This window comes from Aliiroseovarius sp. xm-d-517 (genome assembly GCF_013283135.1).
Classification (GTDB): domain Bacteria; phylum Pseudomonadota; class Alphaproteobacteria; order Rhodobacterales; family Rhodobacteraceae; genus Aliiroseovarius; species Aliiroseovarius crassostreae.
Map to the genome: position 1 here is coordinate 2,671,492 of NZ_WBXT01000001.1, position 16,677 is coordinate 2,688,168.

18 protein-coding genes are annotated in these 16,677 nt (G+C 59.5%); 5 read left to right on the forward strand and 13 right to left on the reverse strand.

The annotated features are described in order from the left end of the window. Positions 1–54 precede the first annotated feature (54 nt). Complete coding sequence (locus tag XMD517_RS12745; RefSeq protein WP_173484855.1) at positions 55–2,271, reverse strand: transglycosylase domain-containing protein; 2,217 nt, start codon at positions 2,269–2,271, stop codon at positions 55–57. 334 nt (positions 2,272–2,605) lie between these two features. Between XMD517_RS12745 and XMD517_RS12750 the strand changes: the two genes are divergently transcribed. The 3 genes from XMD517_RS12750 (at position 2,606) to XMD517_RS12760 (ending at position 4,994) form a co-directional block, all read left to right on the forward strand. Further along, positions 2,606–2,944 carry a P-II family nitrogen regulator gene (locus tag XMD517_RS12750; RefSeq protein WP_173484856.1) on the forward strand — a complete coding sequence of 113 codons (339 nt, stop codon included), beginning with the start codon at positions 2,606–2,608 and terminating at the stop codon, positions 2,942–2,944. A 4-nt stretch (positions 2,945–2,948) separates the two neighbouring features. Next, entirely contained in the window at positions 2,949–4,256 is a 1,308-nt protein-coding gene (gene amt, locus XMD517_RS12755) for an ammonium transporter (protein WP_173484857.1), read from the forward strand. Positions 4,257–4,568: 312 nt separating this feature from the next. Beyond that, the gene (locus XMD517_RS12760; RefSeq protein ID WP_173484858.1) at positions 4,569–4,994 is read left to right on the forward strand and encodes a hypothetical protein; all 426 of its coding nucleotides are present in this window, start codon (positions 4,569–4,571) and stop codon (positions 4,992–4,994) included. 116 nt (positions 4,995–5,110) lie between these two features. Here XMD517_RS12760 and XMD517_RS12765 read toward each other — a convergent pair whose 3' ends face one another. Then, complete coding sequence (locus XMD517_RS12765; protein WP_173484859.1) at positions 5,111–6,295, reverse strand: amino acid aminotransferase; 1,185 nt, start codon at positions 6,293–6,295, stop codon at positions 5,111–5,113. 4 nt (positions 6,296–6,299) lie between these two features. Further along, positions 6,300–7,154, reverse strand: coding sequence for a 3-mercaptopyruvate sulfurtransferase (gene sseA / locus XMD517_RS12770; protein ID WP_173485573.1), 855 nt, complete (start codon positions 7,152–7,154; stop codon positions 6,300–6,302). 159 nt (positions 7,155–7,313) lie between these two features. On the opposite strand from sseA, the gene XMD517_RS12775 reads away from it, so the two are divergent. Beyond that, positions 7,314–7,955 (forward strand): LysE family translocator, encoded by a 642-nt coding sequence (locus tag XMD517_RS12775; RefSeq protein WP_173484860.1) that lies wholly within the window; start codon positions 7,314–7,316, stop codon positions 7,953–7,955. A 131-nt stretch (positions 7,956–8,086) separates the two neighbouring features. Here XMD517_RS12775 and XMD517_RS12780 read toward each other — a convergent pair whose 3' ends face one another. From XMD517_RS12780 to XMD517_RS12815, 8 genes are all read right to left on the reverse strand, one after another. Then, a complete protein-coding gene (locus XMD517_RS12780) occupies positions 8,087–8,362 on the reverse strand; it encodes a hypothetical protein (protein ID WP_173484861.1) in 276 nt (91 codons plus the stop codon). A 121-nt stretch (positions 8,363–8,483) separates the two neighbouring features. Next, on the reverse strand, positions 8,484–8,930 hold the full coding sequence (locus XMD517_RS12785) for a YaiI/YqxD family protein (protein ID WP_173484862.1): 447 nt from the start codon (positions 8,928–8,930) through the stop codon (positions 8,484–8,486). Positions 8,931–8,963: 33 nt separating this feature from the next. Continuing rightward, the gene (gene fghA / locus XMD517_RS12790) at positions 8,964–9,794 is read right to left on the reverse strand and encodes an S-formylglutathione hydrolase (RefSeq protein ID WP_173484863.1); all 831 of its coding nucleotides are present in this window, start codon (positions 9,792–9,794) and stop codon (positions 8,964–8,966) included. Positions 9,795–9,915: 121 nt separating this feature from the next. Further along, positions 9,916–11,034, reverse strand: a complete 1,119-nt coding sequence (locus tag XMD517_RS12795) for an NnrS family protein (protein WP_173484864.1) — start codon at positions 11,032–11,034, stop codon at positions 9,916–9,918. Then, positions 11,031–11,957 (reverse strand): AEC family transporter, encoded by a 927-nt coding sequence (locus tag XMD517_RS12800; protein ID WP_173484865.1) that lies wholly within the window; start codon positions 11,955–11,957, stop codon positions 11,031–11,033. The genes XMD517_RS12795 and XMD517_RS12800 overlap by 4 nt, the downstream gene beginning before the upstream one ends. 121 nt (positions 11,958–12,078) lie before the next feature. Then, positions 12,079–12,396, reverse strand: coding sequence for a cupin domain-containing protein (locus tag XMD517_RS12805; RefSeq protein WP_173484866.1), 318 nt, complete (start codon positions 12,394–12,396; stop codon positions 12,079–12,081). 83 nt (positions 12,397–12,479) lie between these two features. Continuing rightward, positions 12,480–13,457 carry an iron exporter MbfA gene (gene mbfA, locus XMD517_RS12810; RefSeq protein ID WP_173484867.1) on the reverse strand — a complete coding sequence of 326 codons (978 nt, stop codon included), beginning with the start codon at positions 13,455–13,457 and terminating at the stop codon, positions 12,480–12,482. Positions 13,458–13,692: 235 nt separating this feature from the next. Next, on the reverse strand, positions 13,693–14,805 hold the full coding sequence (locus XMD517_RS12815) for an S-(hydroxymethyl)glutathione dehydrogenase/class III alcohol dehydrogenase (protein WP_173484868.1): 1,113 nt from the start codon (positions 14,803–14,805) through the stop codon (positions 13,693–13,695). Between the two features lie 211 nt (positions 14,806–15,016). On the opposite strand from XMD517_RS12815, the gene XMD517_RS12820 reads away from it, so the two are divergent. After that, positions 15,017–15,331, forward strand: a complete 315-nt coding sequence (locus XMD517_RS12820) for an I78 family peptidase inhibitor (protein WP_173484869.1) — start codon at positions 15,017–15,019, stop codon at positions 15,329–15,331. A gap of 100 nt (positions 15,332–15,431) precedes the next feature. Here XMD517_RS12820 and XMD517_RS12825 read toward each other — a convergent pair whose 3' ends face one another. Both XMD517_RS12825 and XMD517_RS12830 read right to left on the reverse strand, forming a co-directional pair. After that, positions 15,432–15,890 carry a cytochrome c gene (locus tag XMD517_RS12825; RefSeq protein ID WP_173484870.1) on the reverse strand — a complete coding sequence of 153 codons (459 nt, stop codon included), beginning with the start codon at positions 15,888–15,890 and terminating at the stop codon, positions 15,432–15,434. Between the two features lie 205 nt (positions 15,891–16,095). Beyond that, positions 16,096–16,674 (reverse strand): TetR/AcrR family transcriptional regulator, encoded by a 579-nt coding sequence (locus XMD517_RS12830; RefSeq protein WP_173484871.1) that lies wholly within the window; start codon positions 16,672–16,674, stop codon positions 16,096–16,098. Positions 16,675–16,677 lie beyond the last annotated feature (3 nt).

Below are 16,677 nucleotides of genomic sequence, written 5' to 3' on the forward strand. Positions count from 1 at the left end.
GATCCCCCGATCCTTCCGGTCGGATCAATTCTCCGGGCCTCAATTGCCGATGCTTCAATTCCCCTGACCAAAGATGCCGCGGATCACGTTGATCAGCACATCTTCAACCACATCCCCCAGATTGGTGCCTTCCTGTGACGGTGCGCGCGGCGCCGTGCCCGGATCGGATGAGAACGTATCGCCTTCAAACTGAGGGGCCGCATTGGGGCGGATCATGGGAAGGGGGCGGGCGGGAAGGTCTGTATGGATTTTGGCCATGGCGTGTTGCCAGATTTCGGCGGGCAGGCCGCTGCCGGTGACGCCCTTCAGCGGAGTGTTGTCATCATATCCCATCCAGACCCCGGCCACGTAATCAGCCGTGAATCCGACAAACCACGCATCCTTCGCACTTTGGGTGGTGCCGGTTTTCCCAGCGACTTCACGCCCCTTGATGCGCGCGCGATGGCCCGAACCCTTCTCGACAACCTGGTTCATCATATAGACCAGCTGCTCGGCTGCGCGGGGGGTGATGACGCGCTCGCCCATGCCGCCGGTCTGTGTCATCAACGGGTCCTTGTCGCCCACCAATGTCAGTTCGGTCAGCCCGTAAGGAGTGACCGATGACCCGCCATTGAGGATCCCGGCATAGGCACCGGTGGTTTCCAGAAGCGAACTTTCCGACACCCCTAAGGCAAGCGCCGGCCCGGCGGCGAGGTCGCTTTCGATGCCAAAGCTCTCGGCCACGGTTCTGACGGCCTCTCGTCCCACGGTTTCAGAGATTTTCACGGCGGGGACGTTCAGGGATTTGGTCAGCGCCTCGGTCAGGCTGACATTGCCGTAATGCTTGCGGGTGTAGTTTTTCGGGCACCATTGGCCAGAGCCGGGAACGTTCAAGCAATAGGGCTCGTCCAGCACGAAATCATTCCAGTTATAGCCCAGATCCAGGGCCGCCGCATAAACGAAGGGTTTGAACGAAGAGCCGGTCTGGCGCTTTGCCTGGGTGGCCCGGTTGAACGCCCCGACGACGCGTTTTTCGCGCCCCCCCACCATGGCCCGCACGGCGCCGTCGGCGCTCATCACCACGATGGCGGCCTGGGCTTTTGACCCTTCGCGCACCTTGTTTTCGAACACCCAGTCGATAGCGTCTTCGGCAGCGGTCTGGATGGCCGGGTCGAGGGTGGATTTGATCACCACATCCTCGGTTGTTTTACGAGTAAGGAAGGCGGGCAGATCGCGCATGATCCAGTCGGCAAAATACCCCCCGGCCTGCGCCTTGGCTGCGGCGGACAGGGTGGCGGGATTGTTCTGATACTTCTTTTCGTCTGCGGTCGAGATATAGCCCTGTTCACGCATCAAACGCAGCACGGTGGCCGCGCGATCCTGAGAACGTTTCAGGTCGTTGGTCGGCGCGTAAATCGACGGTTTGGGCAGCATACCAGCCAGCATCGCCGCCTGTGCCGGGTTCAGGTCAGATGCTGGAATGGCAAAATACCGGCGCGCAGCTGCGTCAAACCCGTGTGACCCCGCGCCCAGATAGGCACGGTTCAGATAGATGGTCAGAATTTCATTCTTGGAGAACTTCGCCTCCAACGCCATCGCATAGACCGCTTCCTTGATCTTGCGCCACAGAGAGCCGCGGCGGCAATCGGCCTCGTAATCGGCCTCGCTCTCCCACTGGTCCGGGTCGTAAGGCACGCCAAGGCAAAGCAGTTTCGCCACCTGTTGGGTGAGGGTTGAGCCCCCGTGGCCAGACAAGGGCCCGCGCCCTTCGCGCATATTGATACGAATGGCAGAGGCAACGCCGCGCGGGCTGACGCCCAGGTGGCGGTAAAAGCGTTTGTCTTCCGAAGCCACAACCGCATCACGCAGATATGGGCTGACAGTTTCGGTGGTCACGGTGCCGCCACGCTGATCGCCGCGCCAGGCGTAAACCTGCCCGTATCGGTCCAGAATGGTCACCGATCCCTTGGCCCGCCCGTCCAGCATGGTGGTCAGTTCCGGCATGGTCGAGGCGAAATAGAACACGGCCAGACCGACAATCAGCGCCACAACAAGCGCCCCTTTCCAGATCAGTCTCCACGTCAACCGGATCAGCCATTGCACCATGCGGACCGGCCACATCAGGATGCCGCCGCCACCCTTGTTGCCACCCCCGCCATTTGGTCTGGGGCTGCGTTTGGGGGATTTTGCCTTTGCCGGTTTCTTTGCAGCAGGCTTCTTGGCAGCTGCAGAGGACGACGGGTAGCGTTTGTCCGCCACCAGAACGGGGCGTTTTCGGCCGGATTGGCTCATTATATTCAGGTCCAGTTTTGGGGGCCGGTTTTGCGGTCCAGGTCTGCTCGTTGGGGCCAAGGTAACGAATCAACACCGATCTGTGTAGCCCGATCCTGTCCCCTGAGCGAGCTTTCCCACGGTGATTGCGCAAGGAACCGCACGCTTTCCCAATGGTGAAAAAATGGGCAAACCCGTTTTGCACGCGCAGCATTTTTCCGCAGCCTTCGTTTTCCGCCCAATAAATCCCGGCTTTCCCGACCGGCCCCCTGCCCATTTCCCGGCAAAGGCGCCCCGATAGGGGGGACGGCGTGATTTGGTTTTGCGCCACCTGGAATACGAAAAGGAGAAAGGCGTGAAACTGATCATTGCAGCGATCAAGCCATTCAAGCTCGACGAGGTGCGTGAGGCGCTCGTGGGGCTTGGAGTGAGCGGCATGATGGTAACGGAAATCAAAGGGTTCGGCATGCAGGCCGGACATACGGAAATCTATCGTGGGGCGGAATATGACGTGAATTTCCTGCCGAAGATGAAGCTGGAAATCGTGGTGGCGGATGATCTGGCGGAGGCGGTGGTCGCCACCATCGCCAAGTCAGCCCAGACCGGCAAGATCGGGGACGGCAAGATTTTCACGCTGGATGTCGCCAGTGCCATGCGGGTGCGCACGGGCGAAACGGATATGGATGCAATTTGAGGGGATGGACATGAAAAAAGCACTACTCGCAGTGGGGATGGCAATGCTCCCCGGGGTGGCACTGGCAGATGGTGAGGCGATGGCCCACAGCCAGTTCATTTTCACAACGCTTCTGTTTCTGATCGGCGGCTTTCTTGTTTTCTGGATGGCAGCGGGCTTTGCGATGCTTGAGGCCGGTCTTGTCCGGTCAAAGAATGTGACCATGCAGTTGATCAAAAACGTGGCGCTCTTTTCATTTGCGGCGATCATGTATTGGCTGGTCGGCTACGGGCTGATGTACCCGGGCGATGCGTGGATCATTCCGGGCTTCCTCGGCGCGATTGCCCCGGCTGCGCTTGAGCCTGTAGGGGTCGGGGCCGATGTGGCGGATGTGGGCTATGCCTCGGTCGGGTCGGATTTCTTCTTCCAGCTGATGTTCTGCGCCACCACCGCGTCGATCGTGTCGGGCACGCTGGCGGAACGCATCAAACTGTGGCCGTTCCTGTTTTTCGTGGTGGTCCTGACCGGGGTGATCTATCCGATCGAGGCCTCGTGGAAATGGGGTGGCGGCTGGTTGGATGGCCTGGGGTTCCAGGACTTTGCAGGTTCAACGCTTGTGCATGCGGCTGGTGGTTTTGCGGCGCTTGCCGGGGTGCTGGTGCTGGGTCCGCGTCTGGGCAAATACAAGGATGGCCGTGTGATTGCCATGCCCGGTTCGAACCTTGCTTTGGCCACGCTGGGGACGTTTATCCTGTGGCTCGGCTGGTTTGGTTTCAATGGCGGCTCGCAGCTGGCGATGGGGACCATTGGGGACGTGTCTGACGTGAGCCGTATCTTTGCCAACACCAATATGGCCGCCGCGGCCGGGGCTGTTGTCGCGCTGATCCTGACGCAGGTGAGCTTTGGCAAGCCGGATCTGACCATGGTTTTGAACGGCGCGCTGGCGGGTCTTGTGTCGATCACCGCGCAGCCGCTTGAACCCTCGCTGTTTCAGGCGCTGATCATTGGCGGTGTTGGTGGTGCGATTGTGGTCTATGCGGTGCCGATGCTGGACAAGCTGAAGATCGACGACGTTGTTGGTGCCATCCCGGTCCACCTGATTGCGGGCTTCTGGGGCACCTTCATTGTGGCCTGGACAAATGCTGATGCGAGCTTTGTGACGCAGATCATTGGCTTTGCGGCCATCGGTGGCTTCACCTTTGTGGTCAGCTACATCCTTTTCACCCTGATCAAAGCTGTGGTTGGTCTGCGGGTGGACGCAGATGATGAGATGCGCGGATTGGATGTGGCCGAGCTTGGCATGGAAGCCTATCCGGAGTTCACCAACAGCTAAGTAAGAGGTTGTCGCGCCTTTGGCGCGGCAATGCCTTCGGCGAGAGTATTTGGTCCAAGAAGAAAACCAGAGCGCATGCCGAGGGGGACGCAAGTCCGACAGGGAAGAAGAAAGGGGGCGCGGTTTGCGCCCCCTTTTGATTTCTGTTGCAGAGGCAGGTTCTGATGGCTGCGCTGACCCTCCTTCAAATGGCGACGGAGTTGCCGGCGATTTATGAGGCAGAAGATGTTGGGGATTGGTGATGCTGCGTCGTACCCATTGTGTTACGTGGGGTGCAGATTTTGATTTCAGCACAGGAGCTTCGAATATCTTATGCTTAATAAAGCGAATCTTATTAAAATTTTGTGTGCCTTTACTTCAGCGGGGGCGTCTTTTTTTGCTGCTATCACCAATGCTTATGCTGATACAAAAGAAAGCGGCCAGTCACTGGAAGATGAACTTTTAGAGATTGTTGCTTACTTTCAACCGCTGCTGCCAAAACACTACAAAGATGGGACGACCACAGCGGTAAAAGTAGAGGCGCGCGGGCATGTGTTCACCTACCACTATGTGCTAGATACTGACCGGGCTGGCCCCTTATCCGATGAACAAATCGCAACCGTAACTGGCCGAAGTTGTGATCCCTCGAGCGGTGCTTGGCCCTATATCAAAAAGGGTGCAAATATTGAGCACTCTTACACAAATCGTAACGGACAATTCTTAGGTAGTTTTGGTGTGAACCTCTCCAATTGCGGCTAGGCATCGCTGCGGTGCAGGTGGGTTGCTGCAGTTTTTACTCCACTAAACACCAACAATGAAAACGGCTCCCAAATCAGTGATCTGGGAGCCGCCAATCTCAACTAAGATGTTTGACCTTAAACGCCAGCCGCCACAATCGCTTCGGCCAGAATTGGCACGGTGTCTGCATTGAGGCCCGCGATGTTCAGGCGCGAGTCGCCGACCATATAGATGCCGTGATCCACGCGCATTTTCTCGACCTGCTCGGGCGTGGCGCCCAGGCGTGAGAACATGCCGCGGTGCTCGGCGATAAAGCCGAAGCGGTCGGAGTTGGTGCGGGTGCGCAGCTCGTCCGCCAGTTGCTGGCGCAGGCCAAGCATGCCAAGGCGCACGTCTTCCAGCTCTGCCATCCAGTCCGCTTTCAGGCCCTCATCTTCCAGGATCATCGTCACAAGGCGTGCACCGTGGTCGGGCGGGAAGCTGAAGTTCTGGCGGTTCAGGTGGGTCAGGTTCTGCTGGGTCACGCCAGCCTGATCGGCATTGGCCGAGAGGGTCATCAAAAGCCCGGTGCGCTCGCGGTAGATGCCGAAGTTTTTCGAGCAGCTGGCGGCGATCATCACTTCGGGCACCGATTGGGCAATCAGGCGCACACCGGCGGCGTCTTCTTCCAGCCCGTCGCCAAAGCCCTGATAGGCGATGTCGATGAAGGGGATCGCACCTTTGGCTTCGAGAAGGGTTGCGACCTCTTTCCATTGCTCAAGGTTCAGGTTGGCACCGGTCGGGTTGTGGCAGCAGCCGTGCAAGAGCACCGCGTCACCGGCTTTCACGCCCTTCAGGTCATCCATCATCCCGTCGAAATCCACCGCGCGGGTTTCATTGTCGAAATAGCGGTATTCGGCCATGGTCATGCCGAGGTGTTTGATGATCGAGGGGTGGTTTGGCCAGGTGGGGGCGGACAGCCAGATGGTGGCATCGGCGTTGGCCATTTTAATCAGCTCCACCGCCTGGTGGATGGCGCCGGTCCCGCCGGGCTGTGCGGCCATCGACAAGCGAGAGCCATCCTTGGCGCTGCCCAGGACCAGATCGGACAGCGCGTTGCCATAGGCGGGATCCCCGGCCAGACCGGTGTAGGATTTGGTGCCTTCCACGTCCCACAGCACCTTTTCAGCAGCCTTCACGGCGCGCATGACCGGGGTCACACCCTGGGCGTTCTTGTACACGCCGACACCGAGGTCGATTTTGTTTTCACGAGGGTCCTCGCGATACATTTGCATCAGCGCCATGATCTTATCGACGGGCTGTGCCTTGAGGGTGTTGAACATCGCGTTATTCTCCGGTTGCGACTTTCAGATCGTTATACATGCCCCATTCCGACCAGCTTCCGTCATAGACGGCGTGGCGGTCATGGCCGATGCGTTCCAGCGCCAAGGCCAGAATGCAGGCGGTCACGCCGGATCCGCAGGACAGGATGGCGGGTTTGGCAAGGTCCACGTTGGCGGCGTCAAAGGCGGCGCGAATGCCGGCCTCGTCCTTCATGGTGCCGTCGGCATTGAACAGCTCGCCAAAGGGCAGGTTTTTCGAATTGGGGATATGGCCTGAGCGCAGACCTTCGCGCGGTTCAGCCACCTCACCACGGAAGCGATCTGCGCTGCGCGCGTCGATGATTTCGTAATCCCCCAGCTTGGAGGCGGCTGCGACCTGGGTGACGTCCTTGATCATATGGGCCTGGCGGCTGACGCTCATATGTCGGTCCCGGATCACCGGGGGCAGGTCCTCGACCGGGCGCCCCTCGGCTTGCCATTTCGGGAAACCGCCGTCCAGCACCGCGATATCCATTTTGCCCATCAGGCGGAACATCCACCAGACGCGCGCGGCCGAAAACATGCCCAGCGCGTCATAGACCACCACCTGATGCCCATCGCCAATGCCCATCGCGCGCATCCGCGACATGAACTTTTCAACCGGCGGGACCATATGTGGCAGGTCTGACCGCAGGTCAGCAATTTCATCGATGTCGAAATAGCGTGCGCCCGGGATATGCGCGGCGTCATATTCCGCCTTTGCGTCCCGCTCCATGTCGGGCATGAACCAGCTGGCGTCAATCACCCGCAGGTCGGGATCTTTCAGGTGGGTTTCAAGCCAATTGGTTGAAACAAGGGTTTTCGGGTCGCTATGCGGCATGAGAAGGCCCTCTTTGATGCGTCGTTTCATGCCTACAAAGCGACGCGTGGTTAAGCAAGGGAAGAGGCGACGAATTCGGCTAAAAAGCGTGTCATTTGCCTTGTCTGCTTGATCGGTTGCCCCTAGGGTCCTGAGGGATCTGGAATGAGGAGCCGCCGGATGGAGAGTATCACCCCCCTGTTGACCTATGCGCTTGCCCTGTCGATTGCGGCGGTGATTCCGGGGCCCGGTATTGCTGCACTTGTGGGGCAATCTCTGGGCGGGGGATTTCGGGTGGCGATGGTCATGCTGGTTGGGATTGCGATGGGGGACATCATTTACCTCAGCGTTGCAATTGCCGGGTTGGCTGCGGTGGCCCGGGTATTTGCCGATGCCTTTATCGCGGTCAAGATCCTGGGTGGGCTGTATCTGTTTTATCTGGCCTACAAGTTCTGGCGCAGCGAGGCGGGGCTGACGCAGGTGCATAGGGAAAAAGGGCATGGGGCCGCGCGGGCCTTTTTTGGTGGGATTGCGGTGACACTGTCCAACCCCAAACCCATTGTCTTTTACCTCGCCCTGCTGCCCACCTTGGTTGACCTTGAAAGCATTGGCCTTTTGACCTGGGCAAAGCTGTCGATTCTGACCTTTTTGGTGCTGTTCGCCACGCTTACGCCCTATGCATTTCTTGCGGCCAAGGCGCGGGGGATGATGAAAAGCCCCACGGCCTTGCAGCGTCTCAACCGTGTTGCGGGTGGGGTGATCGGTGCGGCGGGGGCGGTCATTCTGGGGCAGACAGTGACCGAAATTGCCCGGCGGACTTAACGCGGTTCGGGATAAACTTGAAACGCTTGAAAGCGCAATGAAAATGGGGAGGCATGACGCCCCCCCTGCACTCATAAAACGAACCTGAAATAGCCTGTGTCAAATACCCTGCTCGGTTTGACCGCAAAGCATTATTTCGCAATGGCATTCCGGATCAGGCTGACAATGGCCAGCACAACACCGCCACCGACGCCACCCGAGGCGAGTTGGCCGATGATCCCCACGAGGTCCATGCCGCCCCCGGCAAGGCCACCGGCCCCCACCATTGACAACAACTGCCCGCCAAGGCCGCCGCCCAAGATACCGGCGATCGAATTGATCAGGGTCCCCTGATTGATAGACCCGATGGTTTTACCTGCAACGTTGCCGCCCACGGCACCTGCGATAAGGCTAATCACAAGTTCCATCTTTCCCTCACTCACTGTCGGGTATGCACCCAGTTGCCTCTGATAAAACCGAATGGGGGACTTCGATTAAGGGGAAAAATGGCTGGCTTTGCCCCGTTCCCTTAGGGAAAGATATCTGTGCTCAGAGGCGTTTGGCGGCCTGCACGGCGCGTTCCAGCGCATCGCGAAAGCGCGAGCGGTCCGCCTTGGAAAACGGTTTGCCACCGCCCTGGCGGAATGGGTCTGCCGCCCGCAGGTCAGCCATCAGGTCTCGGGTGGCAAGTGTCTGGCCGATATTGCGCTGGTTCAGAGCTTCGCCATTTGGGCGCAATACCTGCGCACCGGCCTCTACGCATTTGGCAGCAAGTGGAATGTCGCCCGTCACCACCACGTCACCTTTGCCGGCCCGCTCGGCGATCCACATATCTGCCACGTCGGGCCCGTCGGCGACATAGATCATTTCAACCAGCGGGTTTTGCGAAGGGCGCAACCCGCCATTTGAAACGAAATAGATCATGAGGCGGTGGCGGGTGGCCACCGCTTCGGCTTCGGCTTTTACCGGGCAGGCATCGGCATCGACATAGATCATCGCTGTTTCCTTTCCCGCCCGGCTGCGCTGGCGTTAAGCGTAGAGGGCTTCGGCGTGGAAGCTGACATGGTCTTCCATGAAGCTTGAGACGAAGAAATAGCTGTGATCATAGCCGGGCTGCATGCGGAACACCGCCTGCTGGCGACGGGTGGCAATGGCCTGGGCCAGGGCTTCGGGCTTCAGGAGGTCGATGAACTGATCCTTGGTGCCGGTGTCAATCAGCATGGGGCCTTCGAACCCATTGTTCTTCATCAGGAGGCTGGCATCATGTGCCACCCATTTGGTGCTGTCACTGCCCAGATAGGCGCCCAGTTGCTTGGTGCCCCAATCCGATGCGGTCGGATTGCAGATCGGTGCAAAGGCCGAGACGGAGCGGAAGCGTTCAGGCAGGGTCATGGCAATGGTCAGCGCCCCGTGTCCGCCCATCGAATGGCCGGTGATGCCTTGTCGATCCGCGTCGAGCGCAAATTCGTTGAAGACCAGCTCGGGCAGGTCTTCGGTGACATAGTCCCACATGTTGAAATGCGGAGCCCAGGGGGCTTCGGTGGCGTTTACATAAAAGCCGGCCCCCTGACCAAGGTCATAGGCGTCATCATCGGCCACACCATCACCGCGCGGCGACGTGTCGGGGAAGATCAGGGCAATTCCCTCATTTGCGGCCCAGGCCTGTGCTCCGGCCTTGGTCATGGCGTTTTCATGGGTGCAGGTCAGGCCGGACAGATACCACAGCACCGGCACCGGCCCATCCTGCGCCTCGGCGGGCAGGAACAGACCAAAGGTCATATCGGTGCCGGTGGCATCGGATTTGTGGCGATAGACGCCCTGAACGCCCCCGAAACAGGCGTTTTGAGAGAGAGTTTCCATCTGTGCAGTCCTCTGAAAGATTATGGTCCTGGCGCGGCGTGCGTGTGTGTATGTCGAACCGTAGCGTAAAATCTGCGGCCGTGGATCCCCATTCGCGACCGGTTATGAACTGGAACGTGCCTCAGCTTTGCAGGCGCGGTGTGAGCGCAATGGGGATGATGCGGATTGCAAACAGGATCATGCCAAGCGCCCAGAATGTGCCACCCGCGTGGATGAATCCGATGGGCGCGCCAAACCAATCCGCCATGACACGGATCGCCGCGCCCAGGTGAATGCACAGAAGCAAAGCCACGTCCAGCTTGCTGCCCACCAGCGGGCGCCCGGAATGGCCCAGCATTGCGCGCAGCATCACGATCACTGTCATTGAGCCGATGGCCCCTGCGCCAATCGCGTGGCGCAGCTGGCTTGCGGTGGCCATTTCACCCAGCCCGTGTAGCGCCAGCAGGGCCATGGAGATCACCAACCAGCCATAGGCTGCATGTTGCGCGAACAAAAGCGGCTCGGACAGGACAGACAGGCCGCACCAGCGCGACAGGCGCAGCGCCAGCGCAACCGCGGTGGCGGCGGCGAACATGCCCACCAAAGGGGTCGCCCCGATAAACACCCAACCGAGAGCGGTGGCCGCGGTCAGGGTGATGGCCACCTGATCCACCCGGCCAAAGGGGGCCGGAACGCGCGGCGCTTTGCGTTGGCGCAGCCAGTTGCGGCTGAATGCGGGGGTGACGCGCCCCCCAATATGCACCATCAGCACAAAGGCCATGGCAAAGCCAGCGGTCAGTCCAAGATCGGCATCGGTCCACAAAAACATTGCCTGCGCCAGTCCAAGCGCAAAGATCACCGCTGCGACAATGTAATTCCGGCTGTTTTGGGAGAGGATCAGGTTGCCAAGTGCAAGCCCGGCCACCACCGGCAGGAAGGCCACGGCAAGCTGATGGGTCCAGGCCGCTTCGGGCGCCACAAACATCGCCACCCGTGCAGAGGCCCAAAGGGTGAATAAAAGCGCAAGTGCTACCGGCCCCAGCGGCGGGCGTCCGGTCCAGTTCGGGATGGCGGTGAATAAAAACCCGGCAATGGCAGCAGGCAGATAGCCAAACAGCATCTCGTGCTGGTGCCACAGGTAGGGGGCACTCATCACATCCGAAGCACCCATGAACATCATCAGCCAAAGCGGAATGGCCAGCCCGGTAAACAGGGCGGCGGCGGGGAAGAAAAGGCGATAGGCGCCGGTGAGAAGGATCATGAGCTTACCCAGGCTAGAATGGCGGAAACCGTCAGGATTGACAGGAGTGTAGAGATAAGGATCGCAGCCGAGGCGCGATGGGGGGCAACATTGTAATGCTGCGCAAGGATATAGACATTGCCCGCAACCGGAAGCCCCGCGGCGGCAATCATGACCCCTGCCGGATAGGCGGCGACATCAAAGACAACCAAGGCAAAGAACGCAACCGCTGCGGGGTGCAGCACCAGCTTGGCAAAGCTCAGCCAGCTTGCCACCGACAGGCGTTCGGCGGATTTCACCGCCAGCGACGCGCCAATGGCAAACAGGGCACCGGGGGTGGAGGCCCCCGAAAGGATTTCGAGAAAGCGGTTGGCCGGCACAGGCAATGCCCATCCGGTGGAGGACCAGGCAAAGCCCAGAGCGATGGACACGATCATCGGGTTGGTCGCAAGCCCTTTGGCCACGCTGATCAGGACGGCCGGGCTGACCCTGCCATCCCGGTGGCCGGTGATCAGGATCACGATCAGGCTGCCAAACAGGAACAGATCCACGGCGAGGACCAGCATGACCGGGCCAATTGCGGCCTCTCCCAACAGAAGCGCGAGCATCGGCACGCCCAGAAAACCGGTATTGCCGATCACCGCGCATTGCGCCTCGACCGCGGCTTCCTCCACCCCAACTCGGCGCATCAAAGCGACGATTGTCGCCAGCGCATAGACCACGGCCCCTCCTGCCGCATAAGCCCAGATGAACGGCCAGTTCAGGACCTCGGACAGGGTCAGGTTGGCGGCAAAGCGAAACAGCATGGCCGATAGCGCGAAATAAAACACGAAACGGGTCAGATAGGCGGTGGCCTCAGGGGGGAAAAAGCCACGGGCGGCCGCTGCAAAGCCCAGGCCAATCAGGGCGAAAAACGGCAGGGTCTGAAGCAGCACATCAATCATGAAAACTGGCTATCGCACCTTGCGGGGCAATTGAACTGCAAAAGTCAAGTCGGGCCAGATTGGGCAGCAAAAAGTGGTCCCCCTGTGCAGGCATGGGGCAAAGGGGGCATTGCAGGGGGCCTCATCCCGGTCGATCTTCCAGCAGCTCCAGTTCGATGAAGGCGCATTCAAAGTCATTGTCGCTGATCACGTTATGCTCGGTGCCGATGTCGCGCGCATAGGGCACGCCGTGGCGCAGTTCAGCGATCATCTCCTCTCCGCCGGGCAGTTCGATTCGCAGCTGGCCATTGAAAAGCGGCACCACGACATAGTCGTACGCGTGGCGATGCCAGCCGGTTTGCGCCCCTTTATGAGGAAAGCGCCATTCGGTCACGCGCATGCGGGGGGTGTCGATCTGAACCGTGGGAATAGCGGTGGTTTTGTCACTTGTGTCGCACATGTCGGGCCCTCCTCTGAAGGCCCTCATTCAGCATGAAACCAGGCCCGGCGACAATGGAGTTTGATCCCGAAAGACCAAACGCCTCATCCGCCACCGATCAGAACACCGGCTGCAAAGACCAAGGCGCCCCCCATGACCACCTGCATGGTGGCGCGGCCAAACGGGGTTTGCATGTATTTGTTCTGGATCCAGACAATGGCCCACAGCTCAATAAAGACGACGATGATTGCAATCGTGGTGGCGGTCCAGAAATCGGTGATCAGATAGGGCAGGGCGTGGCCCAACCCACCCAACGTGGTCATGATGCCTGAGGCAAAGCCGCGTTTGACCGGGCTGCCCCGGCCCGAAAGCTCGCCATCATCTGAGGCCGCTTCGGTAAAGCCCATGGAAATCCCCGCCCCGACTGAGGCTGCAAGCCCGACCAGAAACGTCGTGTGCGTGTCATGGGTGGCAAAGGCGGTGGCAAAGATCGGGGCGAGGGTCGAAACGGACCCATCCATAAGCCCGGCCAGACCCGGTTGCACCCAGGTCAGGATGAACTGACGCCGCGCGTCGGCATCTTCCTCTTCGCGGGCGTGATCGGCCAGGTGCTCTGCCTCAAGCTGGCCGGCCACGTTGCCGTGATCCGCTTCAGCGGCCGCCAGATCCCCCAGGAGTTTGCGCGTGTTGGCATCCGTGGTCCGGTCCGCCGCTTTGCGATAGAACTGCTCGGCCTGCCGTTCCATCTCCCGCGCCTCTGCCCGAATGGTTTCAAGTCCGAGGTTTTCCACCAGCCAGACCGGTCGCCGGGCGTAAAACCCGGCAACATGTTCGCGGCGAATAAGCGGGATCACGTCACCAAACCGCGCCTTGTGGGCGTCAATCAGCAGGCGGCGATGCTCGTCCTCCTCCTCGGCCATCCCATCAAACACTTTGGCTGATGCGGGAAAGCTCTCGCGCAGAGATTCAGCGTATTGGCGGTAAATCCGTGCATCGTCTTCCTCGTTGGAAATCGCCAATGCAAGGACTTCCTGATCGGACAGATCGGAAAAACGGCGACGATTGAGGGTGCCAGACAGCATGGGGAAGCTCCTATTTAGAACAATTCTAACATACTCAGAGTTGCCGTATTGGCAAGATCTCTCATGGGGGGTATGCTTTTTTTCTTGTACTAAATATCTCGGGGTGAGGCCGCAGGCCGAGGGGCAGCGCCCCCCCCAGGCTCATCGAAGATGAGCCATGCCCAAGGGCTGCGCGGGAGTGCCAACGAAAAAGGGGAGCCAAGCGGCTCCCCCAATCTTTGCATTTCAGCCGGGATCAGAACTCGATCACGGCCCGGATGCTTTCACCCTTGTGCATCAGCTCAAACCCCTCGTTGATCTGGTCGAGGGAAAGCTTGTGGGTGATCATCGGGTCGATCTCAATCTTGCCGTCCATGTACCAGTCGACGATTTTCGGCACATCGGTGCGGCCCGATGCGCCGCCGAAAGCGGTGCCGCGCCAGACCCGGCCGGTGACCAGTTGGAACGGACGGGTCGAGATCTCGGCACCTGCAGGGGCAACACCGATGATGATCGATTCCCCCCAGCCCTTATGGGCGCATTCCAGGGCCTGACGCATGACGTTCACATTGCCGGTTGCATCGAACGAGTAATCCGCCCCGCCGCCGGTCAGTTCGATCAGGTGGGCCACGATATCGCCGTCCACTTTCGACGGGTTCACGAAATCGGTCATGCCGAAGTGGCGGCCCATTTCTTCTTTGCTGTCGTTCAGGTCCACGCCGACAATCTGGTCGGCGCCCGCCATGCGCAGGCCCTGAATGACGTTCAGGCCAATGCCACCAAGGCCGAACACCACCGCGGTCGATCCGATCTCGACCTTGGCGGTGTTGATCACGGCGCCGATGCCGGTGGTCACGCCGCAGCCGATATAGCAGATCTTGTCAAACGGCGCGTCTTTGCGCACTTTTGCCAGCGCGATCTCGGGCACGACGGTGTGCTGGGCAAAGGTCGAACAGCCCATGTAGTGGTGGATCGGCGTGCCATCCAGCATCGAAAAACGGGTGGTGCCGTCGGGCAGCAGCCCCTGCCCCTGGGTCGAGCGAATCGACTGACACAGGTTGGTTTTCGGATTCAGGCAGTAGTCGCATTCGCGACATTCGGGGGTGTAAAGCGGGATCACGTGGTCCCCCACTTCCAGCGAGGTCACCCCTTCGCCCACTTCGATCACCACGCCGGCACCCTCATGACCCAGAATGGCCGGGAAAATACCTTCCGGGTCATCCCCCGAACGGGTGAATTCATCCGTGTGGCAAAGACCGGTGGCCTTCATTTCAACCAGAACCTCACCGGCGCGGGGGCCTTCAAGGTTCACCTCCATCACTTCAAGCGGTTTGCCGGGGGCAACGGCAACGGCGGCACGGGTGCGCATGGGTATCCTCCAATAAGTCAAAGCGTTTTTCGGTTTTTCTTGCGGGCAATCCCGCGGAAGAGAAAGCGAAAAACGCCTGGGTGGGTTTTGCAATAGGGCGGGAAAACCGGACCATTGCGGATTGTCTCAAGGTGAGCGAAACTCGGGGTGAAATCAATACGAGGGACGACGCGAGGTGCGCTTATGGCGACATCCGCATTGAAAAAACGATATGATGCAACGAATTGGCAGTAAATTTTCGAGTGTTCTTGTGGTGGTGAGCGCGTTGGGGCTGGCGGCCTGTCAGGCGACTGGCCCGGTTGAACAGGGGGGCGACGTGGGCTTTGCTTCAAACAGTGCAGATTGCGGTGCGGTGGACCTTCAATACCTGATCGGCCAGCCACTTTCGGTTTTTGAGGCGATGGGTCACAAGGGAACAACGCGGATCATCCGGCCGGGGGATGCGGTGACGATGGATTACCGACCGGAGCGCCTGAATGTGAAGGTGAATGACCGGGGCCGGATTACCAGCTTTCAATGTAATTGATCAGGTGGCGCAAGGCGGGTGGATCGACCCGCCTTGATCTTGGTTTTGGACCCAAAGTGTTTCGAGAGCGTGTTGTGATTCAACCGGATCCCGAAAGGGGTTACTTTTTGCGATAATCGCTGTGGCACGCTTTGCAGGTGCCGCCGACCTTGCCCAGGGACCCTTGCAATGTGGCAAGATCCGGCAGGGCCGCATTGGCCTTAGCCGCCATGACCATCGCTTCGGATTTTGCGGTAAAGTCGGCCCAGTTTTCCCAGATTACGGGGAGGGCTTCACTTTTCGGGTCGGTTTCATTGGCCTCAAACAGCGCAGGGGCTTTCATGCCTTCACTGGCAATCGTCGCCATTGCAGCTTCCGCCTTGGCGCCGTCAAACGCCATTTCGCCCTTGGCCATACCCGCCAGCGTTTTCATGCTGCCACCAATGGCTTTCATGACTTCCATCCGCGCCATGACCGCCGGATTCTCAACGCCGTCATGGGCCAGGGCGGGCGCCATTGACAGGGCAAGCCCGGTTGCGGAGAGGGACAGGGCGGCAAGGGGCAGGGTGAATTTGTTCATGTGGACCTCATATGTGGAACGGTATCGGTTTCGCTCTGACTTTAAAGCGTTTCGAGATTGACTTGAAACACAAGTTGATTTCGAAACGCCCGCAACATCAGTAGGTTTCGAGCGTTTCGCCTCATTATCGTGTCTCAATAATAAGTCGAAACACTTTAGGCATGAGAACGAGAATGGGAACTGACGAAATTGTGATCAGCGCATTTCACAGCGCATTCAGCCCACCCAAAAGCATGTCTGTGACCAGATCTGCATATTCCTCGCGGCTCAGCCCCTGGCCGGGGCGGTTCCACATGTAATACCAGTTGAGAATACCAAAGACCGACATGGTGACCGGGCGGAGTTTGGCGCCATTGGCCAGAGAGTCGGGGGCTGCGGCCCTCAGGGCGTCCCCCATCATGTCGATCAGGCGTCGCTGCAGGTCAAAAAGCTTGTTCTGCAGTTCCGGTTCCAGCACGGACAAGGCGTCAAGCTGCAGCTTATGTTCGGCATCCGCCCCCTTATAGGCTACGAGAATGGCCCGCACGAGACCACGCAGCCCATCGGTTTCCGGGGCGGCCTCCACCTCTTCGACCAGTGTCGACAGGTGGGTGTCGAGAATGTCGAACAGAAGCGCCTCTTTGCTGTCGTAATAGTGGTAAATCAACGCCTTTGAGACACCGCAATGTTTGGCGGCCCCGGTCATGGATGCCCGATCGAACCCGTGTTCAGCGAAATAGTCGGCTGCCCCCTTGCGGATGGCAGCGCGTTTTTCTTCGTGGTCGCGGGCAATCCCTCGCGGCATCTC